General features: G+C 42.3%; 22 protein-coding genes, 1 tRNA gene and 1 pseudogene. 23 read left to right on the top strand and 1 reads right to left on the bottom strand.

The window, feature by feature from the left end:
• The first annotated feature begins 57 nt into the window (after positions 1-57).
• The 23 genes and pseudogenes from B3R79_RS03415 to B3R79_RS03305 all read left to right on the top strand — a co-directional run.
• On the top strand, positions 58-804 hold the full coding sequence (locus tag B3R79_RS03415; protein WP_293693754.1) for a glycerophosphodiester phosphodiesterase: 747 nt from the start codon (positions 58-60) through the stop codon (positions 802-804).
• Positions 798-1,634 (top strand): HAD-IIA family hydrolase, encoded by an 837-nt coding sequence (locus tag B3R79_RS03410; protein ID WP_293693753.1) that lies wholly within the window; start codon positions 798-800, stop codon positions 1,632-1,634. Before B3R79_RS03415 ends, B3R79_RS03410 begins: the two co-directional genes overlap by 7 nt.
• Before the next feature lie 99 nt (positions 1,635-1,733).
• A complete protein-coding gene (locus tag B3R79_RS03405) occupies positions 1,734-2,180 on the top strand; it encodes a flavodoxin (RefSeq protein ID WP_154454218.1) in 447 nt (148 codons plus the stop codon).
• 143 nt (positions 2,181-2,323) lie between these two features.
• On the top strand, positions 2,324-3,016 hold the full coding sequence (locus B3R79_RS03400; protein ID WP_168260548.1) for a TVP38/TMEM64 family protein: 693 nt from the start codon (positions 2,324-2,326) through the stop codon (positions 3,014-3,016).
• A 39-nt stretch (positions 3,017-3,055) separates the two neighbouring features.
• Positions 3,056-3,322 carry a chorismate mutase gene (locus B3R79_RS03395; protein ID WP_204984514.1) on the top strand — a complete coding sequence of 89 codons (267 nt, stop codon included), beginning with the start codon at positions 3,056-3,058 and terminating at the stop codon, positions 3,320-3,322.
• Between the two features lie 156 nt (positions 3,323-3,478).
• Positions 3,479-3,826, top strand: a complete 348-nt coding sequence (rplS, locus tag B3R79_RS03390) for a 50S ribosomal protein L19 (RefSeq protein WP_168260549.1) — start codon at positions 3,479-3,481, stop codon at positions 3,824-3,826.
• A 54-nt stretch (positions 3,827-3,880) separates the two neighbouring features.
• A tRNA-Arg gene (locus tag B3R79_RS03385) sits at positions 3,881-3,952 on the top strand.
• A 193-nt stretch (positions 3,953-4,145) separates the two neighbouring features.
• The gene (locus tag B3R79_RS03380) at positions 4,146-5,357 is read left to right on the top strand and encodes an FtsW/RodA/SpoVE family cell cycle protein (RefSeq protein WP_168260550.1); all 1,212 of its coding nucleotides are present in this window, start codon (positions 4,146-4,148) and stop codon (positions 5,355-5,357) included.
• Between the two features lie 97 nt (positions 5,358-5,454).
• A complete protein-coding gene (locus B3R79_RS03375; protein ID WP_168260551.1) occupies positions 5,455-6,015 on the top strand; it encodes an HAD-IA family hydrolase in 561 nt (186 codons plus the stop codon).
• On the top strand, positions 6,015-7,967 hold the full coding sequence (gyrB, locus tag B3R79_RS03370; RefSeq protein WP_204984486.1) for a DNA topoisomerase (ATP-hydrolyzing) subunit B: 1,953 nt from the start codon (positions 6,015-6,017) through the stop codon (positions 7,965-7,967). Before B3R79_RS03375 ends, gyrB begins: the two co-directional genes overlap by 1 nt.
• A gap of 103 nt (positions 7,968-8,070) precedes the next feature.
• Positions 8,071-9,795 carry a septation ring formation regulator EzrA gene (gene ezrA, locus B3R79_RS03365; protein ID WP_168260553.1) on the top strand — a complete coding sequence of 575 codons (1,725 nt, stop codon included), beginning with the start codon at positions 8,071-8,073 and terminating at the stop codon, positions 9,793-9,795.
• 398 nt (positions 9,796-10,193) lie between these two features.
• Positions 10,194-11,255, top strand: coding sequence for a histidinol-phosphate transaminase (gene hisC, locus B3R79_RS03360; RefSeq protein ID WP_168260554.1), 1,062 nt, complete (start codon positions 10,194-10,196; stop codon positions 11,253-11,255).
• A gap of 22 nt (positions 11,256-11,277) precedes the next feature.
• Positions 11,278-12,246 carry an ATP phosphoribosyltransferase regulatory subunit gene (locus tag B3R79_RS03355; protein WP_293693747.1) on the top strand — a complete coding sequence of 323 codons (969 nt, stop codon included), beginning with the start codon at positions 11,278-11,280 and terminating at the stop codon, positions 12,244-12,246.
• The gene (hisG, locus tag B3R79_RS03350) at positions 12,246-12,893 is read left to right on the top strand and encodes an ATP phosphoribosyltransferase (protein ID WP_154454227.1); all 648 of its coding nucleotides are present in this window, start codon (positions 12,246-12,248) and stop codon (positions 12,891-12,893) included. The genes B3R79_RS03355 and hisG overlap by 1 nt, the downstream gene beginning before the upstream one ends.
• Positions 12,890-14,167: a histidinol dehydrogenase gene (gene hisD, locus B3R79_RS03345; RefSeq protein WP_293693745.1), complete on the top strand. Its 1,278-nt coding sequence runs from the start codon at positions 12,890-12,892 to the stop codon at positions 14,165-14,167. The genes hisG and hisD overlap by 4 nt, the downstream gene beginning before the upstream one ends.
• Complete coding sequence (serB, locus tag B3R79_RS03340) at positions 14,160-14,813, top strand: phosphoserine phosphatase SerB (RefSeq protein ID WP_204984491.1); 654 nt, start codon at positions 14,160-14,162, stop codon at positions 14,811-14,813. Before hisD ends, serB begins: the two co-directional genes overlap by 8 nt.
• A 25-nt stretch (positions 14,814-14,838) precedes the next feature.
• Positions 14,839-15,423, top strand: coding sequence for an imidazoleglycerol-phosphate dehydratase HisB (gene hisB, locus B3R79_RS03335; RefSeq protein ID WP_154454230.1), 585 nt, complete (start codon positions 14,839-14,841; stop codon positions 15,421-15,423).
• Between the two features lie 69 nt (positions 15,424-15,492).
• Positions 15,493-16,107: an imidazole glycerol phosphate synthase subunit HisH gene (gene hisH, locus B3R79_RS03330; protein ID WP_293693742.1), complete on the top strand. Its 615-nt coding sequence runs from the start codon at positions 15,493-15,495 to the stop codon at positions 16,105-16,107.
• A gap of 24 nt (positions 16,108-16,131) precedes the next feature.
• Complete coding sequence (hisA, locus tag B3R79_RS03325) at positions 16,132-16,851, top strand: 1-(5-phosphoribosyl)-5-[(5-phosphoribosylamino)methylideneamino]imidazole-4-carboxamide isomerase (RefSeq protein ID WP_293693741.1); 720 nt, start codon at positions 16,132-16,134, stop codon at positions 16,849-16,851.
• Positions 16,852-16,854: 3 nt separating this feature from the next.
• Positions 16,855-17,613: an imidazole glycerol phosphate synthase subunit HisF gene (gene hisF, locus B3R79_RS03320; RefSeq protein ID WP_154454233.1), complete on the top strand. Its 759-nt coding sequence runs from the start codon at positions 16,855-16,857 to the stop codon at positions 17,611-17,613.
• A complete protein-coding gene (gene hisI / locus B3R79_RS03315; RefSeq protein WP_154454234.1) occupies positions 17,610-17,930 on the top strand; it encodes a phosphoribosyl-AMP cyclohydrolase in 321 nt (106 codons plus the stop codon). Before hisF ends, hisI begins: the two co-directional genes overlap by 4 nt.
• Before the next feature lie 21 nt (positions 17,931-17,951).
• Positions 17,952-18,266 carry a phosphoribosyl-ATP diphosphatase gene (hisE, locus tag B3R79_RS03310; RefSeq protein ID WP_154454235.1) on the top strand — a complete coding sequence of 105 codons (315 nt, stop codon included), beginning with the start codon at positions 17,952-17,954 and terminating at the stop codon, positions 18,264-18,266.
• Between the two features lie 227 nt (positions 18,267-18,493).
• Positions 18,494-20,911 (top strand): annotated as a pseudogene (locus B3R79_RS03305) (pullulanase); the annotation flags it as partial.
• A gap of 41 nt (positions 20,912-20,952) precedes the next feature.
• Here the strand turns inward: B3R79_RS03305 and B3R79_RS03300 are convergent.
• Positions 20,953-21,447: an NUDIX hydrolase gene (locus B3R79_RS03300; protein WP_293693740.1), complete on the bottom strand. Its 495-nt coding sequence runs from the start codon at positions 21,445-21,447 to the stop codon at positions 20,953-20,955.
• Between the last annotated feature and the right edge of the window lie 60 nt (positions 21,448-21,507).

Genomic DNA, 21,507 nt, shown 5'->3' with positions numbered 1-21,507 from the left:
TTATCCCCCTGTTTCGTTTTTTATGAGCATTATTAAAGAATTGTTGGGAGTGAGAAAATGAAAACCGTTAGTATTTTTGCCCATAGAGGAGCCAGTCATCAGGCCCCTGAAAACACCCTTGAAGCCTTTCAAAAAGCCGTTGACCAAGGAGTTGATGGTATTGAATTAGACGTTCAAATGACCAAAGACCAAGTGCTTGTGGTTGCCCACGATGAGCAGTTGGAGCGTGTCAGCAATGGAAAAGGTTACCTAAAAGACCATACTTTACAAGAATTGCGCGCCTTGGATTTTTCATGTGGACACGATGAATACAGTCAGGTAAAGATTCCGATCTTGGCTGAAGTTTTGGAATTGGTCAAAGATAGCGACATTGTCCTTAATATTGAACTAAAGACGAGTTTGTTTTGGTACCCAGGTATCGAGGATGCCACGGTTCAATTGGTGCAAGAAAAAAGCATGGAAGACCGTGTGATTTATTCATCGTTTAACCATTATAGCATCCAAAAAATCAAGACCCTTGCCCCACAAGCCCAGACGGCCTATCTCTTTTTTGATGTCATTGTTGATGCAGAACATTACACGCTTAATGCTGGTGTGCCAGCCATTCATCCTTGTTTTTGCCAATTGCTCATGCCTGAGATTTTAGAGCGTTATAAGAATTCAGATGTGAAAGTGCGTGTCTGGACAGTGGATGAGCCACAGTTAATCAAGCAATTCATGGCAGCAGGAGTGGATGCCATCATTACCAATGAGCCAGAGTTAGCCTTGAAAATACGTCGTGAAATGGAGGAAAACAAATGTTAGGCAAGAAGAAATTATTCTTATTTGATATTGACGGTACGGTTTGTTTGGGTGACAAATTGATACCAGGGGTTAAACCTTTTTTACAAGACATCAAGCAAAGTGGTGGTCAATTTATTTTTGTTACCAATAACGCCACAAAAAGCGTTGCTGATTATGTGACCTTTTTCAAAGGACTGGGTGTGGCTTGTGATGAGGCCAATTTTATCACGGCTTCGTACGTGACGGTGTACTATTTAAAAACGCACTATCCTGACCAATTGATTTATGTTTTGGGAACAGATTCTTTACAAGAAGAACTCAAATGCAACGGTATTCGTGTGACAACGGATTGCCATGAGGAAGGCATTGCTTGCGTCCTTGTGTCTTATGATAATCAACTCACTTACGACAAATTAGTGGATGTTTGCTGGTTATTGACCAAGGCAGATGTGGATTATGTGGCAACTAATCCTGACATAGTCTGCCCTGTGGAATTTGGCTATGTACCAGATTGTGGAGCTATTTGTGAAATGATAGCCCATGCGGTCAAAAAAGAGCCTTACTATATCGGTAAACCTGAAACGGCTATGGTGGATTTTGCCTTAAAACAAAACCCTTACACCAAGGAAGAAACCATGTTGGTTGGTGATCGTTTGTACACCGATATTCGTTGTGGGAAAAAAGCAGGCGTGGATACGGTCTTGGTTTTGACAGGTGAAACCACTAATGCAGATGTTTCTGCGAGTGTCGAAAAACCCAATTACGTGGAAAATTCAGTAGCAACCTTGTATAAGAAATGGAGGAAAGACAGACAATACCTTCATCACAATGAAGAAAGTGAGGTTGGTTAAGACCAAATCCGCACCTAGCTTCCTAAAAAATTCGGTTTTTGCTAGCATTTTTTCAATAAAATATGCTACAATAGAAGTAATTTATGTTTGGAGGAAACTATGGCTTTAGTAAAAATTGTCTATGCTAGCATGACAGGAAATACAGAAGAAATTGCTGATATTGTTGGAAATGCCTTTGAGTCACTAGGACATACCGTTGAAGTGGACGAATGCACAACTGTTGACGCAGCTGATTTTGAAGATGCCGATGTGGCTATCGTGGCATCATATACTTATGGTGATGGGGATCTACCAGATGAAATCGTTGATTTCTACGAAGACCTTGCTGATGTTGATTTGGCAGATAAAGTCTTTGGTGTGGTTGGTTCTGGTGATACCTTCTACGATTATTTCTGTAAAGCCGTTGATGATTTTGAAGCTCAGTTTGCTCTAACAGGAGCAACTAAAGGAGCTGAGTCTGTGAAGGTGGACTTGTCAGCTGATGATGAGGACATCCAAAAATTAGAGGCATTTGCGCAAGCTATTTCCCAAAAAGTCAATGGATAATAGATGAAAAGGGGTCTTCAGAAGACCTCTTTTTTACTGACGGTGTCAGGATTCCCTTTTCATTCGATAAGGACTTATAGTATAATAAAAAGACAATAGTAAGCAATCTTATTGGGAAAGACTAATGATTTAAAGGTGAAACGATGAAAAAAGTGAAGTATGGCTATGATGAACTCCGCCGCTTCTTGGTGTTGTTTGGTGTGGTTCTAGTTCTAGGTTATTTTATTCTTTATGTGATTGGGCACTGGGAATTGCTGGTGCGTTTTTGGGAATCCAATTCGCAAGCTGAAATCAATCGAGTGATTTCCCAGCTTCGTCATAAGACTATTTTGAATTTTGTGGTCTTGGTTATTCTGACGGCTGTGACGGCGGCTATTCCATTTATGTCTAATGCCATTTTTGCCATTTTTAATGGGGTGGTTTATGGTCCTTATATCGGCTTTGGCATGAATTTGCTGGGAAATGTCTTGGGGAATTTTATCTTTATCAAGTTGCTCAATGTCGTGGATATCACCGATAGTGAAAACAAATTGAAAAAGCGTTTTAGTGGCATTCAAGCGCTAGAAAACAAGAATTATGGGATTATTTTAGGCTACATGATTCCTGTTGTACCAACGATTTTGATCAATTATCATGTAGCAGAAGAAAAGCTTCCTTGGCGCAAATGGCTGCTCTATGTTACCATTGGGGTGGCTCCGAGTAGTCTAATTTATGCCTTGGGTGGTGACGCTGTGATTGCTGGTAATGTCAGACGTTTGATTGTGCTTGGTGTGATTATCGCTCTTGGTTATGTCTTAGTAACCGTGATTAGACGCCGAAATAACAACAAAATGTAAAAGGAAAGTGCAGCTTAAAGAATGGTAAGAAAAACAATGATAGATTTAGATGTGACGCGCCAAAAAATTGATGCCATAGATGCAGACTTGGTGGCGCTTTTGGAAGAACGTATGCAACTAGTCAATGATGTCGTCGCTTACAAAAAAACGGTTGGCAAGCCAATCTTAGACACAAGCCGTGAACACGCCGTCCTTCAAAAAGTAGCCGATAAGGTTCAAGAAAAAGCATTTGAGGATACGATTGTTAATACTTTTTCAGATATCATGAAACGTTCCCGCGACTACCAAGCCACACAAATAGACTAGACTATTTTGCTAAAAAAACTCTCGCGAAAATGGTTTCTATCTCTTTACACAACTTACCTTTTTTGCTAGAATAGTAAGAGTGTGTGATGGACACACGAAATACGGCTAATCCGCTGGGACAAGCACTTATGATTAGTAAGATAGGAGAAAAATAGAATGAATCCATTAATTCAAAGTTTGACTGAAAGTCAATTACGTACTGACATCCCTACATTCCACCCTGGTGATACTGTTCGTGTTCACGCGAAAGTTGTCGAAGGAAACCGCGAACGTGTCCAAATCTTCGAAGGTGTGGTTATTTCTCGTAAAGGTCAAGGGATCTCAGAAATGTACACAGTTCGTAAAATGTCAAGTGGTATCGGGGTAGAACGTACTTTCCCAGTTCATACACCACGTGTTGAAAAAATCGAAGTTGTTCGTCATGGTAAAGTGCGTCGTGCTAAACTTTACTACTTGCGTGCATTGCAAGGTAAAGCAGCTCGTATTAAAGAAATCCGTCGTTAATGAGCACTGCTATGTAACGAGAAAAATCTGTCCTCGGGACAGATTTTTTCATAACTCCCCTTAGTTCAATGGATATAACAACTCCCTCCTAAGGAGTAGTTGCTGGTTCGATTCCGGCAGGGGAGATCCACGTTTCTAAGGTAGCTGGTCATTTGGACGAAGACAGGTGACGAATTGGCATAAGAAAGGCGTTTTTCTCATATACGCCTTTTAAAGTTCTTCTGAGTTCAGCTATTTTTAGACAAGATGTTTTATAATAGAGACAAGTATTTTACCTAAAATACCTATCTCTATTGTGATGAAAAATGAAGGAAGTATCATGGCAAAAAGAAAGTATTCAATTGAAAGTCGTGTTGATTATTCGGTGATTTTACCCGTTTTTTTCCTGTTGTTGATTGGTTTGGTAGCCATTTACATTGCCACCTCAAATGACAGTCCCACTGCGGTGATGAAGGTCATGACGCAACAAGTGGTCTGGATACTTTTGGGTTGCGGTATTGCCTTTGTTGTCATGCTCTTTAGCACGGAATTTCTATGGAAAATCACGCCTTATCTATATGGTTTGGGTTTGGTTTTGATGGTTTTGCCCTTGATCTTTTACAGTCCAGCCTTGGTTGAATCCACAGGGGCTAAAAACTGGGTAACTATTGGATCGGTGACCTTATTTCAGCCGTCCGAATTTATGAAAGTGTCCTATATTTTGATGCTGTCGCGGTATTCCATTTGGTTCCGACAAAAATACAAGGAAGATTCCTTAGCAAATGACTGGAAATTATTGGGTGTCTTTGCCTTGATTACCTTGCCCGTCATGATTTTACTTGGCTTGCAAAAAGACTTAGGAACAGCCATGGTTTTTGCGGCTATTCTATCTGGTTTAGTGCTTTTATCAGGGATTTCTTGGTGGATTATCGCTCCTGTTTTGATCTTAGTGGTCCTATTGATCGGTGGTTTCTTGATGATCTTCCTGTTTCCGCACGGCAAAGATTTGTTGCATAGTTTGGGGATGGATACTTACCAAATTAACCGTATTTCTGCTTGGTTGGACCCATTCTCTTACGCGAGAACCATCGCCTATCAACAAACACAAGGAATGATTTCGATTGGTAGTGGTGGATTTGCCGGAAAAGGCTTTAACGTCATTGATTTATCGGTGCCTGTTCGTGAAAGTGATATGATTTTTACGGTTATTGCAGAGGACTTTGGTTTTCTTGGTAGTGTGGCTGTGCTTGGGCTTTACCTCTTATTGATTTACCGTATGATTCACGTTATTTTTGAGTCAAATAACCGTTTTTACTCTTACATTGCGACTGGTTTTATCATGATGATTTTGTTCCACATTTTTGAAAATATCGGTGCTGCGCTAGGCATTTTGCCTTTGACAGGGATTCCATTGCCTTTTATCTCTCAAGGGGGGTCATCGCTCATCACCAATCTAATCTGTGTGGGCTTGATTTTGTCGATGAGTTACCAAAATAACCTGCACCGAGAAGAAGAAATGCGAAAACATTTTAGACGCAGTGATCGCTATTAAAAAAGTTGGGGAAACCCAGCTTTTTTTATGAAAACATTCCTTGAAAACGACATGGATTCTACTATAAAAATTGTCTAAAATGTGATATAATAAACACATGAATTATCGTGATTATATATGGGATTTGGGAGGTACGTTGCTCGATAATTATGAAATATCGACACAAGCTTTCGTAGATACCCTCAAAACATTTGGAAAACAAGCCTCACACGACGAGGTGTACAGTAAATTAAAGGAGTCAACGGACGCTGCTATTGCCCGATTTATCCCTGATCAACCTCAGTTTTTAAAGGCATACAAGGAAAAAGAGGCTGAACTGTTGGAGTCGCCTATTTTATTTCCTGGAGCGCGTGAGGTCTTGCAAGCTATTGTGGCTGATGGCGGGCGAAATTTCTTGGTGTCTCACCGCAACAAGTTAGTGCTGGACATTTTGAAAAAGACCCAGCTCTTGCCCTATTTCACAGAAGTGGTGACCTCAGAAAGTGGTTTTGCCCGTAAGCCTAATCCAGAGTCCATGTTGTACCTCAAGAAAAAGTATGATATCAAGGACGCTTTGGTTATTGGTGATCGTGATATTGATAGGCAAGCTGGTCAGGCGGCAGGCTTTGATACGTTATTAGTTGATGGGACCAAGTCCCTAATGGAGATAGTGAAATAATGACGGAAGAAACGAAAAATTTATCAGAATTAGCAAAGGAATATGATGCGAGCCAAATCCAAGTTTTAGAAGGCTTGGAAGCTGTTCGTATGCGACCAGGGATGTACATTGGTTCGACCTCAAAAGAAGGTCTGCATCACTTGGTTTGGGAGATTGTTGACAATTCGATTGACGAAGCTCTAGCAGGCTTTGCCACGCACATCGAAGTCTTTATCGAAAAAGACAATTCCATCACTGTTGTGGATGACGGTCGTGGGATTCCTGTTGACATTCAAGAAAAAACAGGACGTCCAGCCGTTGAAACCGTCTTTACGGTCTTACACGCCGGTGGTAAATTTGGCGGCGGAGGCTATAAGGTTTCAGGTGGTTTGCACGGGGTTGGTTCATCTGTTGTTAATGCTTTATCAACGCAGCTAGATGTTTCTGTCTATCGTGATGGGCATATCTATTACCAAGAGTATTTCAAAGGGCAGGTTCAGGACGATTTGAAGGTTGTCGGCGAAACGGATCGCCACGGAACAACCGTTCATTTCACACCAGACCCTAAGATCTTTACAGAAACGACGACTTTTGATTTTGACAAATTAGCCAAACGTATCCAAGAGTTGGCTTTCTTAAACAAAGGCTTGCGGATTTCCATCACCGATCGACGCGAAGAGCTAGAGCAGGAAAAACATTTCCATTACGAAGGTGGTATTTCAAGTTATGTTGCCTTCATCAATGAAAATAAAGACGTGATTTTCCCAACACCGATCTACACTTCAGGTGAAATGGATGGTATTTCGGTTGAAGTGGCCATGCAATACACAACTGGTTACCACGAAACGCTCATGAGCTTTGCCAATAATATTCATACCCATGAGGGTGGAACTCACGAACAAGGTTTCCGAACAGCTTTGACGCGTGTGATTAATGATTACGCTCGCCAAAACAAGCTCATTAAGGAAAAAGAGGACAATTTGACAGGTGAAGATGTCCGTGAAGGCTTGACTGCCGTGATTTCGGTCAAACACCCAAACCCACAATTTGAAGGGCAAACCAAAACTAAGCTGGGCAATTCAGAAGTGGTGAAAATCACCAACCGTTTGTTCAGCGAAGCTTTTGGACGTTTCTTGTTAGAAAATCCTCAGATTGCCAAGAAAATCGTTGAAAAAGGGATTTTGGCTTCCAAAGCTCGCATTGCAGCAAAACGAGCTCGTGAAGTGACCCGTAAGAAATCAGGGCTTGAAATCTCAAACCTTCCTGGCAAATTGGCAGATTGCTCGTCAAACGACCCATCAATGAATGAATTGTTTATCGTTGAGGGGGATTCAGCCGGTGGTTCTGCCAAATCAGGCCGTAACCGTGAACACCAAGCCATTTTGCCAATTCGTGGTAAAATTTTGAATGTGGAAAAAGCCAGCATGGATAAAATTTTAGCCAACGAAGAAATTCGCAGCTTGTTTACAGCTATGGGAACTGGTTTTGGGGCTGATTTTGATGTGTCAAAAGCTCGTTATCACAAATTGGTTATCATGACCGATGCCGATGTTGACGGTGCCCACATTCGTACCTTGCTTTTGACCTTGATTTACCGCTTTATGCGTCCTATTTTGGAGGCTGGCTATGTCTATATTGCTCAACCACCAATTTATGGAGTCAAAGTGGGAAGTGAAATTAAAGAATACATCCAGCCTGGTGCCAATCAGGAAGCCGAATTGCAAGCAGCGATGGAGCGTTATAAAGAAGGACGCTCTAAACCAACGGTTCAGCGTTACAAAGGGTTAGGAGAGATGGACGATCATCAGCTTTGGGAAACAACAATGGATCCAGAAAACCGATTGATGGCAAGGGTTTCTGTTGATGATGCCGCTGAAGCAGATAAAATTTTCGATATGCTGATGGGAGATCGAGTGGAACCTCGTCGAGTTTTCATTGAAGAAAATGCGGTCTATAGCACGCTTGATTTTTAATGAGAAAGATGAGTAAAAAATGCTGCATACTCTCTTTAAGTATGTTATAATCGTAATGTTATAGATATTTTACGATAAAAAGACAATTTATAAGGAGTTTTAAATGTCGAGCGGAATTATATTACTGCTTGTGGCAATTGTTTTAATCATCATCATTGCTTACTTAGTCGGTGTGGTTGTGCGCAAGCGAAATGATTCATTGATTGCAACTTTAGAAGAAAAGAAGCAGTCCTTATTTGCTTTACCGGTCAACGATGAAATTGAAGCTGTTAAGAGCCTTCATTTGATTGGTCAAAGTCAGACAACTTTTCGTGAATGGAATCAAAAATGGGTAGATCTTTCTCTCAATTCTTTTTCTGATATTGAAAATCATATCTTTGAAGCTGAAAATCTTAACAACAGCTTTAAATTCATCAAAGCCAAACATGAGATTGACAACGTTGAAAGCCAATTGAACGTCATCGAAGAAGACATCAATGCCATTCGTGAGGCTCTCTCAGTCTTGAAAGAACAAGAAGAGAAAAACAGTGCTCGTGTCAAACACGCTTTGGATTTATACGAAACCCTTCAAGCTTCTATCTCGGAAAAAGAGGACAATTTTGGTTCTACGATGCCTGAGATTGACAAGCAATTGAAAAATATCGAAACCGAGTTTTCTCAATTTGTCACATTGAACTCAACAGGGGATCCCGTTGAGGCTTCTGAAGTTTTGGATCGTGCTGAAGAGCATACCATTGCACTTGGTCAAATTTCAGAACAAATCCCAGCAATTGTTGCGAAACTAGAAGATGATTTTCCTGATCAAATGGATGACTTGGAACAAGGTTATCGCCGTTTGCTAGAGCAAAATTACCACTTTGCTGAAAAAGATATCGAAACCCGTTTCCAAGAAATCCGCGATGCCATTCGTGCCAACTCTTCAGAGTTAGTCACACTTGATTTGGACCGTGCTCGTAATGAAAATGAACGTATTCAAAGCAAGATCGACACCATGTATGAGTTGTTTGAACGCGAAATTGCAGCGCATAAATTGGCTTTGAAAGACAGCAAGATTATTCCAGATTATTTGGCACACGCAAAAGCCAACAACGACAAGTTGGAAAATGAAATCAAACGCCTATCCCATAAATATATTTTAGGGGATAGCGACAGTTTGAGTCTTCGTTCATTTGCTCAAAAATTAGAAGAAATTGATCTTGAAGTGATGCCAATTGTTGAAGCCTTTGGTACACAAGAACGTCCATTTACTGAGTTGCAATTGATTTTTGACAAGACTTTGAAAACCCTTGACTCTGTTGAAGAAGGTCAAATGGAAGTCTTTGAACAAGTCAAAAACATTGAAGAAATCGAAACAGTGGCTCGTCAAAAACTGGAAAAATACATCAATCGTTTGCACATGATCAAACGTTATATGGAAAAACGCAATTTGCCAGGTATTCCACAAGATTTCTTGAGTACTTTCTTCACGACAAGTTCTCAATTAGAAGCCTTGATTAGTGAATTGAGTCGTGGACGTATTGACATTGATGCTGTGGCTCGTCTGACAGATGTTGCAACAGCTGCCATTGCCAATCTTGAAGAAGCAACTTACCAAGTCGTGCAAAATGCAACATTGACTGAGCAACTCTTACAATATTCAAACCGTTACCGTAGCTTTGAACCAAGCGTTCAAAATAGTTTCGAACACGCGTTGAAATTGTTTGAAGTGGATAATGATTACCAAGCGTCATTTGATGAAATTTCATATGCTCTTGAAACTGTTGAACCAGGTGTTACAGACCGCTTCGTTTCATCATATGAAAAAACACGTGAACAAATTCGTTTTTAATCAGCTAAGAAGGCCATATGGTCTTCTTTTTTTTTGTCTAAAATTGTATAAATATAAAAAATCTTATTTTAAGCTTGCTATTTTTAGAATTTTCTTGTAAAATATTTTTAAATCATAGTAAAGCGATGATAGAAAAAGCCCAAGACAACAGACAGAGAGTGCTCGGTGGTGAGAAGAGTGTGCAATCCTTGGGTGACACATTCTTGAGCGCGTGTGCGAACTCAGCAGATAGTAGTGCACGACGGGCGGATTCACGTTACGAATCAGAAGTCATGTACTTCATGAGAACAGTTGAGGCGACTGGCTGTTGAATCAAAGGTGGAACCACGTTTTGAACGTCCTTGCAATTTTTTTGCGAGGGCGTTTTTTTGAACATCAAAAAGAGAAAGGGTATGTTTATGGCAAAGATTAAAGGATTACGGGCGATTGAGCCTTATGTTGCTGGCAGTCAGCCAAGCGGCGAGCACATTATCAAATTGAATACCAATGAAAATGCTTATGGACCAAGTCCAAAGGTGGCGGATGCTTTTTCTCATTTTGATGCCCATCGCTTGCGCAAGTATTCCACTTTGAACCAAGAAGCCTTGCGGGTGGCACTAGCCAAGCAACATGGTCTTGACCCTAGTCAAATTATTATTGGCAATGGGTCGGATGACATTTTGTCTATGGCTTTTCTTGCTTTTTTTAACAGTGGACAACCTGTTTTGTTTCCAGATTTGACTTATGGGTTTTATAAGGTTTGGGCGGACTTGTACCACATTCCTTTTATCGAAGTGCCGCTCAATCAAGCTTTTGAAATAGATGTGGAAGATTATATGAGGGATTGTGGGGGCATTGTTTTGGCAAATCCCAATGCGCCGACAGGCATTTACAAGTCCCTTGATGATTTGGAAAAACTTATCAAAGCTCATCCTGATGTGGTGGTTATCGTTGATGAGGCTTATATCAATTTTGGAGGGAAAACGGCTCTGCCTTTGCTGAAGAAATACGATAATCTGTTTATCACACGAACCTTTTCCAAGGATGCTTCACTGGCGGGCTTGCGCGTTGGTTACGGTATCGGAAATCCCAACTTGATGGCGGTCATCAATGCAGTGAAAAATGCCATCAATCCTTACAATGTTGATTTGATTGCGGAAGAATTGGCAGTCGCGGCAGTGGAATCTTGGGACTATTACGAAGGTACTTGCCAAAAAATCATGGCGACACGGCACTGGTTTAGTGAGGCGCTTTCTCAGCTAGGTTTTACTGTTTTGGAGTCGCAAACCAATTTTGTATTGGCAGAATGCCCAAATCACGAAGCACCAGCCTTATTTGATTACCTGCAAGCCCATCATATTCATGTGCGGTATTTTCCAAAAGTTAAACGCCTTCAAAATCATCTGCGGATTTCTATTGGAAATCAGGCGGAGATGGGGCAGGTTATTGTAGTGATTAAGGCTTTTCAAGAGGCATCATAGGATGCAAGCAGGAGTTGAGCGTATGAAAAAGACAACATTACCTGTCGGCATGCACGATAAATTATTCAAGCGTGCGCGTGTGACTTATACCATTGAGCGTGATATTAGTGATTTTTTGATGAGCCAAGGCTATCATCGCATCGAAACCCCAACTTTAGAGCATTTTGAAGTGTTTAATGACAGTGTGACGAGCAATCATTACCATTTTTTTGATAAAAGCGGAGAATTGTTGACGCTACGTCCTGACATTACGAGTCAGATTGGGCGTGTTATCGCCTCAACACAGGTGGAAACGCCTATTAAATTTTCTTATTCAGGAAAGGTGTTTAAGTACAATGAGGAAATGCGTGGATTGACCAATGAGCACACCCAAGCTGGGATTGAAATTGTGGGCTACCCTGCCAAGGAAGCGGTTTGTGAAGCTATTGTTTCAGCCAAAAAAGCTCTGGATATTGCAGGCATTCCATCTTACCAATTTGAATTGTCCCATGCAGCGATTTTGCAGACGATTTTTGAAACCTTGGCTTTGCCACAAGATGCTGGGGAAGCATTGGCACAAGCCATTCGGGACAAAAATATAACCCAGCTAAACACTTTTACCAAGCGCTACCCAAGCGAATTGGACGCTTTCTTGAAAGCTCTACCTTTCTTGTTCGGGGAAAGCTATCAGGTCTTGGATAAAGCACGATACTTGGTGGAAAATGAAAGGATTTTAGCAGCCTTGACTGACTTGGAAATGCTTCTAGAGCAAGTGTCAGATGTCTTGACAGAAAGCTATATTGATTTGGCCCAAATGCCTACCATGCCTTATTACACAGGGGTGATGTTCAAGGTATTTGGAAATAAAGTGCCAGATGCTTTTGCGTCAGGTGGGCGTTACGATAAATTGTTTGAACGATTTGGTGCTACAAAATTGACCGCAGTTGGGTGGGCAGTAGATATTGATGCCATTTACCAAGCGGTGCATGACCATTTAGAAGGAGGTGCTTAATGACTCATAAAATAACCATCGCTCTAACCAAAGGGCGTATTGAAAAAGATACGGTGAAACTCTTAGAAAAAGTTGGTTTTGATATGTCTTTTATGGACAATAAAGGGCGAAATTTGATTTTTGAAAGTCCTGACAAAACCTTGCGATTTTTACTGGTCAAGGCGCCTGATGTGACCACTTATGTGCGGCATGGGGTGGCTGACCTTGGGGTAGTTGGCAAGGACGTGCTGATTGAACACCCAACTGGCTATTTAGAAATGCTGGATTTGAATTTTGGATTGTGTAAGTTTTCCGTGGCTTCGACCCAAAATTATAATCCCTACGACCACAAGCGTAAGCGCATTGCCACAAAATACCCAACGATTGCGACGGATTATTTTAACAGCAAGGGGGAGGATGTAGAGATTATTTCCATTCAAGGAAGTGTTGAGATTGCCCCCGTGATTGGTTTGGCGGATGCTATTGTTGATATCGTAGAAACGGGAAACACACTGGCTGCAAATGGTTTGACTGTTTATGAGGATATTTGCCGTATCTCAGCGCGCTTAATTGTCAATAAAGCAGCATTGAAAAACAACCCAGAAATTATGCCTTTTATTCAAAAACTGGAAACGATTGTTGGAAATGAGGAGGTAGCTTTTATATGAAACGCTTAACAGGAACGACCAAAGAGATTTCAGAACTCTTGTACCAAGAACAACTGGAATTGAGCAAGGACAACCGTGACGTGGACGACGTGGTTCGTCAGATTTTGGAAGATGTCAAGAAAAATGGCGACCAAGCCCTAAGAAAATATTCTGAAACCTTTGACAAGATTAGCCTTGATGATTTTGAGGTGGGATCCGATTTAATTGACCAAGCTTTTGCGACCATTGATGCAGATGTCTTAGAAGCCCTCAAACGCGCCAAAGCCAATATTGAAAGCTATCACAAGCAACAATTGGAAACAGGTTTTGAGGACTCTCCTAGTGATGGTGTCATTCGTGGGCAACTGGTTCGTCCCATTGAACGTGTGGGGGTTTACGTTCCAGGTGGGACGGCAGCCTATCCTTCATCTGTCTTGATGAATGTGATTCCAGCTAAAATTGCAGGCGTAAGGGAAATTATCATGATTACCCCACCGCAAGAGCACTTTGAACCAGCTATTTTGGTGGCGGCATCATTGGCTGGCGTTGACAAAATATATCAAGTTGGTGGGGCGCAAGGTATCGCAGCCTTGGCTTATGGGACAGAAAGCATTCCGCGAGTGGATAAGATTACGGGTCCTGGCAATATCTTTGTTGCAACGGCTAAGAAAATGGTGTACGGCATTGTTGGGATTGATATGATTGCAGGTCCATCAGAAATCGGCGTCATAGCAGATCACACGACCAATCCAAAATACGTAGCAGCTGATCTGCTTTCTCAGGCCGAACACGACGTGCGAGCACGTGCCATTTTGGTGACCAATTCTAAAGAGTTGGCAGATGCGGTTGAACTAGAAATTGAAGAGCAGCTCAAACGCTTGCCACGCGAGGAGATTGCGCGTGCCTCTATCGAAAACAACGGACGAATTATCTTGGCAGAATCGGCTCCAGCCATGTTTTCCTTGATGAATCAAGTGGCTCCAGAACACTTGGAAATTGCCATGGATAATGCCTATGATTACCTTGATGCGGTTGAAAATGCGGGTTCTGTTTTCCTTGGGCATTTCACAAGTGAACCGATTGGGGATTATTATGCTGGTGCCAACCACGTTTTGCCGACAACCAGCACCAGCCGATTTTCATCAGCTCTTGGGGTGCATGATTTCATCAAACGCATCCAGTACATGCAGTATTCAAAAGCAGCCGTGCAAGCAGCAAGTCAAGACATCACACGTCTAGCTTATGCCGAAGGTCTGCAAGCTCACGCCAAAGCAATCGAGGTGCGCCATGACTAAAGTAAAGGGATTATTGGTAATGGATGTGGATTCAACCCTCATTCAAGAAGAAGGTATTGATTTATTGGGTGAAGAAGCTGGTGTCGGGGAAAAAATTGCGGATATCACAGCGCGTGCTATGAATGGCGAATTGGATTTCAAACAGGCCTTGGATGAACGTGTTAGCTTGTTAAAGGGCCTGCCAGAAAGCATTTTTGAGCAGGTACTCGAGCGCATGCATTTTACTAAAGGTGCTGAAAAATTAGTGGCAGAATTGCACCGCCGTGGCTACAAAGTCGGTGTGGTATCAGGTGGCTTTCACGAAACGGTGGATGTGTTAGCCAAACGCCTAGGGCTGGATTATGTCAAGGCTAACCGCTTGGAAGTGACAGAAGGTGTCTTGACAGGTAGAGTGCTTGGTGAAGTGGTTACCAAAGAGGTTAAAAAGGCCAAATTACAGGAGTGGGCAGCTGAAAATGGTTTGGAACTCAGCCAAACCATTGCTATGGGTGATGGTGCTAATGACTTGCCTATGATAAAAACGGCGGGTATGGGTATTGCCTTTTGTGCCAAGCCTATTGTGCGACAAGAAGCACTTTATCAGATCAATGAACCTGATTTGTATCACCTTATTGACCTCCTAGACCAGAAGGAATCAAGGGTGTGACTCCCATTTTGGAAAGGGAAATTTTATGAGAACAGCAAGTATCGAACGCAATACATTTGAAACCAAGATTCAATTGAGTCTTAATTTAGACGCTCAAGAACCTGTGAGTATTGACACTGGGGTGGGCTTTTTTGACCATATGTTGACCCTTATGGCCAGACACGGCCGCTTTTCCTTGGTGGTTAAAGCAGACGGTGATTTGCACGTTGACAGCCACCACACGGTTGAAGATGTGGGCATTGTGCTTGGTCAAGCCTTGAAAGAAGCTTTGGGGGATAAGGCTGGTATCAATCGCTACGGCACGTCTTTTGTGCCCATGGATGAAACGTTGGGCCTGGCAAGTCTTGATTTGTCAGGACGTAGTTATTTGGTGTTTGATTGCACATTTGATAATCCCAAGTTGGGTAATTTCGATACCGAGTTGGTGGAGGAATTTTTCCAAGCCTTGGCTTTCAATGTGCAGATGAATTTGCATTTGAAGATTTTGCATGGTAAAAACAATCACCACAAATCAGAAAGCTTGTTTAAAGCAACTGGGCGGGCGTTACGCGAAGCCATTACCATCAATCCTGAAATCCAAGGGGTTAATTCTACAAAAGGCTTGCTCTAAAACAAGAGAAAGGAAATCAGCCACAATGCAGCTTAACTAGGCGGTGTTGTCAGGGCTTTGGTAGCGTAAATGAAAATAATTGTTATTGATTACGATGCAGGAAATACGGCTAATGTGCTGCGAGCCTTGAGCAAGATTGGTATGCCAGCGGAATTGTCCCAAGATGCCAGCAAAATCTTGACAGCAGACGGTCTGATTTTACCAGGCGTTGGGGCCTATCCAGCAGCCATGGCAGAGCTTCACAAACGTGGCTTGGTTTCGGTTATTAAGGAAGCTGTTGCACAGGGGACGCCTTTATTGGGCATTTGTCTAGGAATGCAAGTGCTGACAGAAGTGGGGCTCGAGCACCAAGAAACCGAGGGATTTGGTTTTATTCCAGGGGTCTGTCGTCCCATTAAGGCGACCAAAACCATGCCTGTGCCCCATATAGGTTGGAATGATCTTTCTGTGATCCAAGATAGTCCGCTTACTGATGGACTAGCTAGGCAATCGGTTTATTTTGTGCACAGCTATTTTACAGACGTTCCTAAAGCCTACACCGATGTGACTACTGATTATGGCATGGCTATCCCAGCCATGATTCACAAGGACAATGTGTACGGGGCTCAATTTCACCCTGAAAAATCAGGCGACGTTGGTCTGGGGATTTTAAAAGCTTTTACCCAGATTTGTGAACAAAAATAGGCAGTAGAAAAAAAGGAGGTTCCTATGCAAATTCTTCCAGCTATTGATATTAAAGATGGGCAAGCGGTTCGCTTGTTCAAGGGTGATTTTCAGCAAAAAACGGTGGTTAATCCTGATGTGATAGACCAAGCCAAGCAGTTTGCTCAAGCAGGGATTCAGTTTATTCATGTTGTGGATTTGGACGGTGCCCTTGATGGCAAGGCAACCAATCGTGAATTAATTGCACGTTTGAAAGAAGTCACAGGATTGGGCGTTGAAGTGGGTGGCGGCATTCGCACCCTTGAACAAATTGAGGACTATTTAAGCCTTGGCATTGACCGTGTGATTATTGGGTCGATGGCAGTAAAAGCGCCAGATTTTGTGCAAGAAGCTCTCAGTCGATTTGGTAGTGATAAGATTGTTGTTGGAATTGATGCCAAAGATGGTTGGGTGTCGACAGAAGGTTGGCTAGAAACCAGCAATGTTGACTACATTAGCCTAGCCAAAGCCATGGAAAAAATGGGTGTGACCTTGTTTGTCTATACCGATGTTGACCGTGATGGTACGCTAATGGGACCAAATATCGAGCATTATGAACGTCTAGTGTCAGAGCTCAAAATAGCCAAGGTCATCGCTTCTGGTGGCATTTCACAGGTACAAGATTTGGTTAGATTGCAAGCCATTGGTGTGGCTGGTACGATTGTCGGAAAAGCTTATTACAACGGCAATATCAGCCTTGAGGAACTCAAAGCATTTGGAGGGTGATTTATGCTGAAAAAACGCATTATTCCTTGCTTGGATGTTAAAGACGGACGTGTGGTTAAGGGGGTTAATTTTGTCAATCTCGCTGATGTTGGTGATCCTGTTGACGCGGCGCGTGCTTACTATGAGGCAGGTTGTGATGAATTGGTTTTCTTGGACATTACCGCAACGCACGAAGAACGCGAAACCACGGTGGAAATGGTCAAACGCGTGGCAGAACAAGTTTTTATTCCTTTTACCGTAGGAGGAGGCATTCGCTCGGTAGAGGATATGCAGAAGATGCTTAAAGCTGGGGCGGATAAGGTGGCTGTCAATTCCTCAGCCGTTGCCAATCCTCAACTTATCAAGGATTGTGCAGAGAAATTTGGCAGTCAATGTGTGGTCGCAGCTATCGATGCCCGCAAGGTTTCTGACGGAACTTGGCACGTTTATGTGGCAGGTGGTCGCAAGGACACAGGAATTGACTTGTTAGAATGGGCAAAAACGGTGGTTGAGCTTGGTGCGGGTGAAATTTTGCTGACCAGTATGGATAAGGACGGCACCAAGTCAGGCTTTGATTTGGAGATGCTAAATGCCGTTGCAGATGTAGTCAATGTGCCCTTGATTGCTTCTGGAGGTGCAGGTAAGATTGACCATATCGTTGAGGTTTTTGAAAATACCACTGCCACAGGTGCCCTTGCTGCTTCTATTTTCCACTTTGGCGAAGTTTCAATTGCTGACACCAAAGCTGCCATGGCTGCTGCAGGAATTGAGGTGAGACAATGAGTGAAATAAAACTTGATTTTGCGAAACAAGATGGTCTTGTTCCTGTGATTGTGACGGATTACCAAACAGGACAAGTACTGATGTTAGCCTACATGAACGAAGAAGCGTATCACTTAACATTGGAAACCAAGCAAATGCACTATTGGAGCCGCTCACGTCAAGAAATCTGGCATAAAGGGGCAACCAGCGGTCATTATCAATACGTCAAATCAATCAAAACGGATTGCGACTGTGATACCTTATTGGTTGTCGTTGAGCAAGAGGGTGCTGCTTGCCACACAGGCGCTTATAGCTGCTTTTTCAATCAGATTTTGTAGGCAAAAAGAAGGGGGATATTCATGTTAGATACATTATACCAAGAGGCTAAAGATCGTAAGAACAATCCAAAAGAAGGTTCTTACACCAATTACCTTTTTGACAAAGGCTTGGATAAAATTCTCAAAAAAGTCGGTGAAGAAGCCACCGAAGTGGTTGTCGCTGCCAAAAATGCAGACAAGATAGAAATCGCTAATGAAACAGCAGATGTTCTGTACCATTTGGCAGTAATGTTGGTCGAAACTGGCGTTAGTATTGAAGATGTTGATGCTGTTTTAAAAGCACGCCAAGGTAAGAAAAGCAGGCTTCATGACCGCCCAGAAATTACCAATTATTGAAAGTTTAAATGAAAATAAAGAAAGCCAATATTCACATAGAAAACGCTTGCGTAATTGCATAATATTGTGTATACTGTGAGCAGAAAAAAGGTTTTAAGTGTTTTTTGTTACGTTTGGGGATGATAATGGTCAACGATTGGTTGGCGTCAGGTGTCAGACGCTTCAGCCTAACTTGAGTGTTAATCCCCTTTTCAAAGGCAAAAAACTAGAATGGGTGAGAGGTAGGGGATTACATAATGTATATGAAGTCATGTGTTTTAAGTACCGTTAGTATTCTGTCTGTTCAGCAAACCAGTTCCAAAAAAGTGGTTATTTTTGTGGATAATCTGATGGGCATTGCTAGAGAGGAACTCTTTCAAACGCTTAGAATGAATGACAAATATGGTCATGACGTCGTGGTTTCTGATATTTTCTTGGATGCTGAACGCAACAGAATTATTGTTGTAGGGGATTTTTCAGAGCATTTAGCCCCTTATTATGTTGATTATTTAGGCGGTTATTTCCGTGCGAAAAAGACTTGGCGATATACGGATTATTTATATGCTTATGATGGGGAATTGGGTACGCGCGTGTCAGATAAAGGTGCGCGTGTTGACTTGACTGTTTGGGCACCAAGCGCCAACCAAGTGTCTGTGATTCTTTATGATAAGGACAATCAAAATAATGTCCTTGCTAAATTGCCAATGACTAAAGGTGCCAAAGGCGAGTGGTCAATCAGTCTGACTTCAGCCACTGGATTAAGCATTTCAGATTACCGTGGTTATTATTACCATTACGAAATGGAACGTGATCGAGAAACCGTCTTGACCCTAGACCCTTATGCCAAATCTTTAGCCGCTTGGAACAGTGCTTGGATTGGTCTTGCCCCATCGCATAAGGTTGCCAAGGCTGCCATTGTGGACACCGCATCGATTGGCAACCAAAAATTAGACTATGCTCATATCAAAGGCTACACCAAACGTGAAGATGCCATTATTTATGAGGCACACGTTCGTGATTTCACGTCAGACCCAGCTATTGCTGACGACTTGCACCATCCTTTTGGAACCTTTTCAGCCTTCATTGATAAATTGGATTACCTAAAAGACCTTGGTGTGACCCACATCCAGCTTTTGCCTGTGATGAGCTATTATTTCGCCAATGAATTTAAAAATGATGTGTGCTTACTGAATTACGCTTCTAGCAATACCAATTACAATTGGGGTTATGACCCACAAAGTTATTTTGCCTTGACAGGGATGTATTCAGCTGACCCGCAAGACCCACAAGAACGCATTGCAGAATTCAAAGACTTGGTTCATGCTATTCATGAGCGTGGCATGGGAGTTATCTTGGACGTTGTTTATAACCATACGGCTGATCTAGCTATTTTAGAGGACTTGGAGCCAAATTATTACCATTTCATGGAAGAAGACGGCACTGCTAAGACAAGTTTTGGTGGTGGTCGCCCAGGGACAACCCACTACATGACTCGTCGTTTGGTCATGGATTCCGTGCTTTACTGGGTTAAAGAATTCAAAGTGGATGGTTTCCGTTTTGACATGATGGGGGATTTGGATGCCCAAACCGTGCAAATGGCTTACGATGCTGCTAAAAAATTAAACCCTAATATCATTATGCTTGGGGAAGGGTGGATTTCTTATGCAGGTGATAACAACGATTGGCGTCAACCTGCCGACCAAACTTGGATGTCACAGACAGACAGCGTTGGTTCTTTCTCTGATGACATGCGTAATTTGTTAAAATCTGGCTACCCAAGCGAAGGCTCACCTGCCTTTCTAACAGGCGGTGCAAGGCCCCTAAATCTGCTATTTAATAATATCAAGGCTCAGCCAAATAACTTTTTAGCTGATGATCCAGGAGATGTTGTGCAATACATCGCCGCACACGATAATTTGACTTTGCATGATGTGATTGCCAAATCCATTCACAAAGACCCAAGCATTCCTAAGCACGAAGCAGAAATCCAACGCCGCTTGCGTTTGGGGAATGCCCTCATTTTAACCTCACAAGGAACAGCCTTTATCCACTCTGGACAAGAATACGGTCGTACCAAACAATTCCGTGACGAAGCTTACCGTGGACCTGTTGCTCTTGACCAAGTTCCCGCCAAATCAGATTACTTGACTTACGAAGACGGCACACCGTTTGACTACCCTTATTTCATCAGTGATTCTTATGATTCGACAGATGCGATTAACCATTTTGATTGGAGCAAGGCTACAGATAGCGATCATTATCCTGACAATACCCAAAGCAGAGCTTACACCAAGGGATTGATTCACCTGCGTCGCTCAACGGATGCCTTTACCCTGGCCACCAAGGAAATGATTGACCAAAATGTCAGCCTCATCACCATTCCAAATGAAAATGGCATTGGTTACGATGATTTAGTGATTGCTTACCAAACCCTCGCTAGCAACGGCGACCGTTACGCTGTCTTTATCAATGCTGATAGTGTGGCGCGTCATGTTTTCTTGACCGATGCTTACAAAGATCTATTAGCCGCAGAGGTCGTTGTGGACGGGGAGCAAGCTGGAGTAGAAGCCATTCCTGATCCAAGTGGTGTTACGATGACAGAAGATGGTCTAACCCTTGATTCTTTGACAACTGTTGTTTTACGCCTCAAAGAAAACGCTAGCTAAATAAGACAAGCAAAAAGTCAGCCAAAGATGAGGCTGACTTTTCATTTATCCAAAAATAACGATTCTAACATCAAACGATGTGCAGGAACGACGGAATACTTCTCTAAAAAACGCTTGAAATCTTCCTTAGTAACCCACTGATAAGCAATGGTTTCCCCATTTTGAAGGGTTATGTGATCTTTTGGACAATCCACAAGAGCAACATAACGATCCATAAGGCACTGATCTTCCTTGTAAACAATCCTTTTTGAAAAGGTTAGTTTAGCTGGTACAAGTCCTGTTTCTTCCAGCAACTCCCGCCGAATAGCTTGCTCAGAGTTTTCGCCGTAAAGGGCAGAGCCTGCTGCACTGGCCTCAAAAAAGCCAGGAAAAAGCTTCTTATCAAGATGGCGCTGCATAAACAAAAGGCTACCATCAAGGTGTTGCACCAAACATTTGACAGCCAAATGATAGAATCCATCTGGAATGCTTTGCCCTCGGATTAAGATGTGATTGGTTTTGTGACCATTTGCTAAGTAAGCATCCCATTTTTCCATTTTGTTAACCTCGTAACTTTCAAAAACGTTATAATAGTATTAAAGAAATAAAGGAGAGTG

The organism is Streptococcus sp. UBA3373, from assembly GCF_002360305.1.
In the GTDB taxonomy this organism is placed as follows: Bacteria; Bacillota; Bacilli; order Lactobacillales; family Streptococcaceae; genus Streptococcus; species Streptococcus alactolyticus.
This window is presented reverse-complemented; position numbering and strand designations above follow the sequence as displayed.

What these genes read in the sequence shown, in the direction of transcription:
- ezrA (WP_168260553.1), top strand. Translation starts at nt 8,071, where the DNA reads ATGTCGAGCGGAATTATATTACTGCTTGTGGCAATTGTTTTAATCATC.
- B3R79_RS03355 (WP_293693747.1), top strand. Translation starts at nt 11,278, where the DNA reads ATGAAAAAGACAACATTACCTGTCGGCATGCACGATAAATTATTCAAG.
- B3R79_RS03380 (WP_168260550.1), top strand. Translation starts at nt 4,146, where the DNA reads ATGGCAAAAAGAAAGTATTCAATTGAAAGTCGTGTTGATTATTCGGTG.
- hisF (WP_154454233.1), top strand. Translation starts at nt 16,855, where the DNA reads ATGCTGAAAAAACGCATTATTCCTTGCTTGGATGTTAAAGACGGACGT.
- B3R79_RS03405 (WP_154454218.1), top strand. Translation starts at nt 1,734, where the DNA reads ATGGCTTTAGTAAAAATTGTCTATGCTAGCATGACAGGAAATACAGAA.
- B3R79_RS03410 (WP_293693753.1), top strand. Translation starts at nt 798, where the DNA reads ATGTTAGGCAAGAAGAAATTATTCTTATTTGATATTGACGGTACGGTT.
- B3R79_RS03300 (WP_293693740.1), bottom strand. Translation starts at nt 21,447, where the DNA reads ATGGAAAAATGGGATGCTTACTTAGCAAATGGTCACAAAACCAATCAC.
- hisA (WP_293693741.1), top strand. Translation starts at nt 16,132, where the DNA reads ATGCAAATTCTTCCAGCTATTGATATTAAAGATGGGCAAGCGGTTCGC.
- hisG (WP_154454227.1), top strand. Translation starts at nt 12,246, where the DNA reads ATGACTCATAAAATAACCATCGCTCTAACCAAAGGGCGTATTGAAAAA.
- B3R79_RS03375 (WP_168260551.1), top strand. Translation starts at nt 5,455, where the DNA reads ATGAATTATCGTGATTATATATGGGATTTGGGAGGTACGTTGCTCGAT.
- hisD (WP_293693745.1), top strand. Translation starts at nt 12,890, where the DNA reads ATGAAACGCTTAACAGGAACGACCAAAGAGATTTCAGAACTCTTGTAC.
- gyrB (WP_204984486.1), top strand. Translation starts at nt 6,015, where the DNA reads ATGACGGAAGAAACGAAAAATTTATCAGAATTAGCAAAGGAATATGAT.
- serB (WP_204984491.1), top strand. Translation starts at nt 14,160, where the DNA reads ATGACTAAAGTAAAGGGATTATTGGTAATGGATGTGGATTCAACCCTC.
- hisH (WP_293693742.1), top strand. Translation starts at nt 15,493, where the DNA reads ATGAAAATAATTGTTATTGATTACGATGCAGGAAATACGGCTAATGTG.
- hisE (WP_154454235.1), top strand. Translation starts at nt 17,952, where the DNA reads ATGTTAGATACATTATACCAAGAGGCTAAAGATCGTAAGAACAATCCA.
- B3R79_RS03415 (WP_293693754.1), top strand. Translation starts at nt 58, where the DNA reads ATGAAAACCGTTAGTATTTTTGCCCATAGAGGAGCCAGTCATCAGGCC.
- rplS (WP_168260549.1), top strand. Translation starts at nt 3,479, where the DNA reads ATGAATCCATTAATTCAAAGTTTGACTGAAAGTCAATTACGTACTGAC.
- hisC (WP_168260554.1), top strand. Translation starts at nt 10,194, where the DNA reads ATGGCAAAGATTAAAGGATTACGGGCGATTGAGCCTTATGTTGCTGGC.
- B3R79_RS03400 (WP_168260548.1), top strand. Translation starts at nt 2,324, where the DNA reads ATGAAAAAAGTGAAGTATGGCTATGATGAACTCCGCCGCTTCTTGGTG.
- hisI (WP_154454234.1), top strand. Translation starts at nt 17,610, where the DNA reads ATGAGTGAAATAAAACTTGATTTTGCGAAACAAGATGGTCTTGTTCCT.
- hisB (WP_154454230.1), top strand. Translation starts at nt 14,839, where the DNA reads ATGAGAACAGCAAGTATCGAACGCAATACATTTGAAACCAAGATTCAA.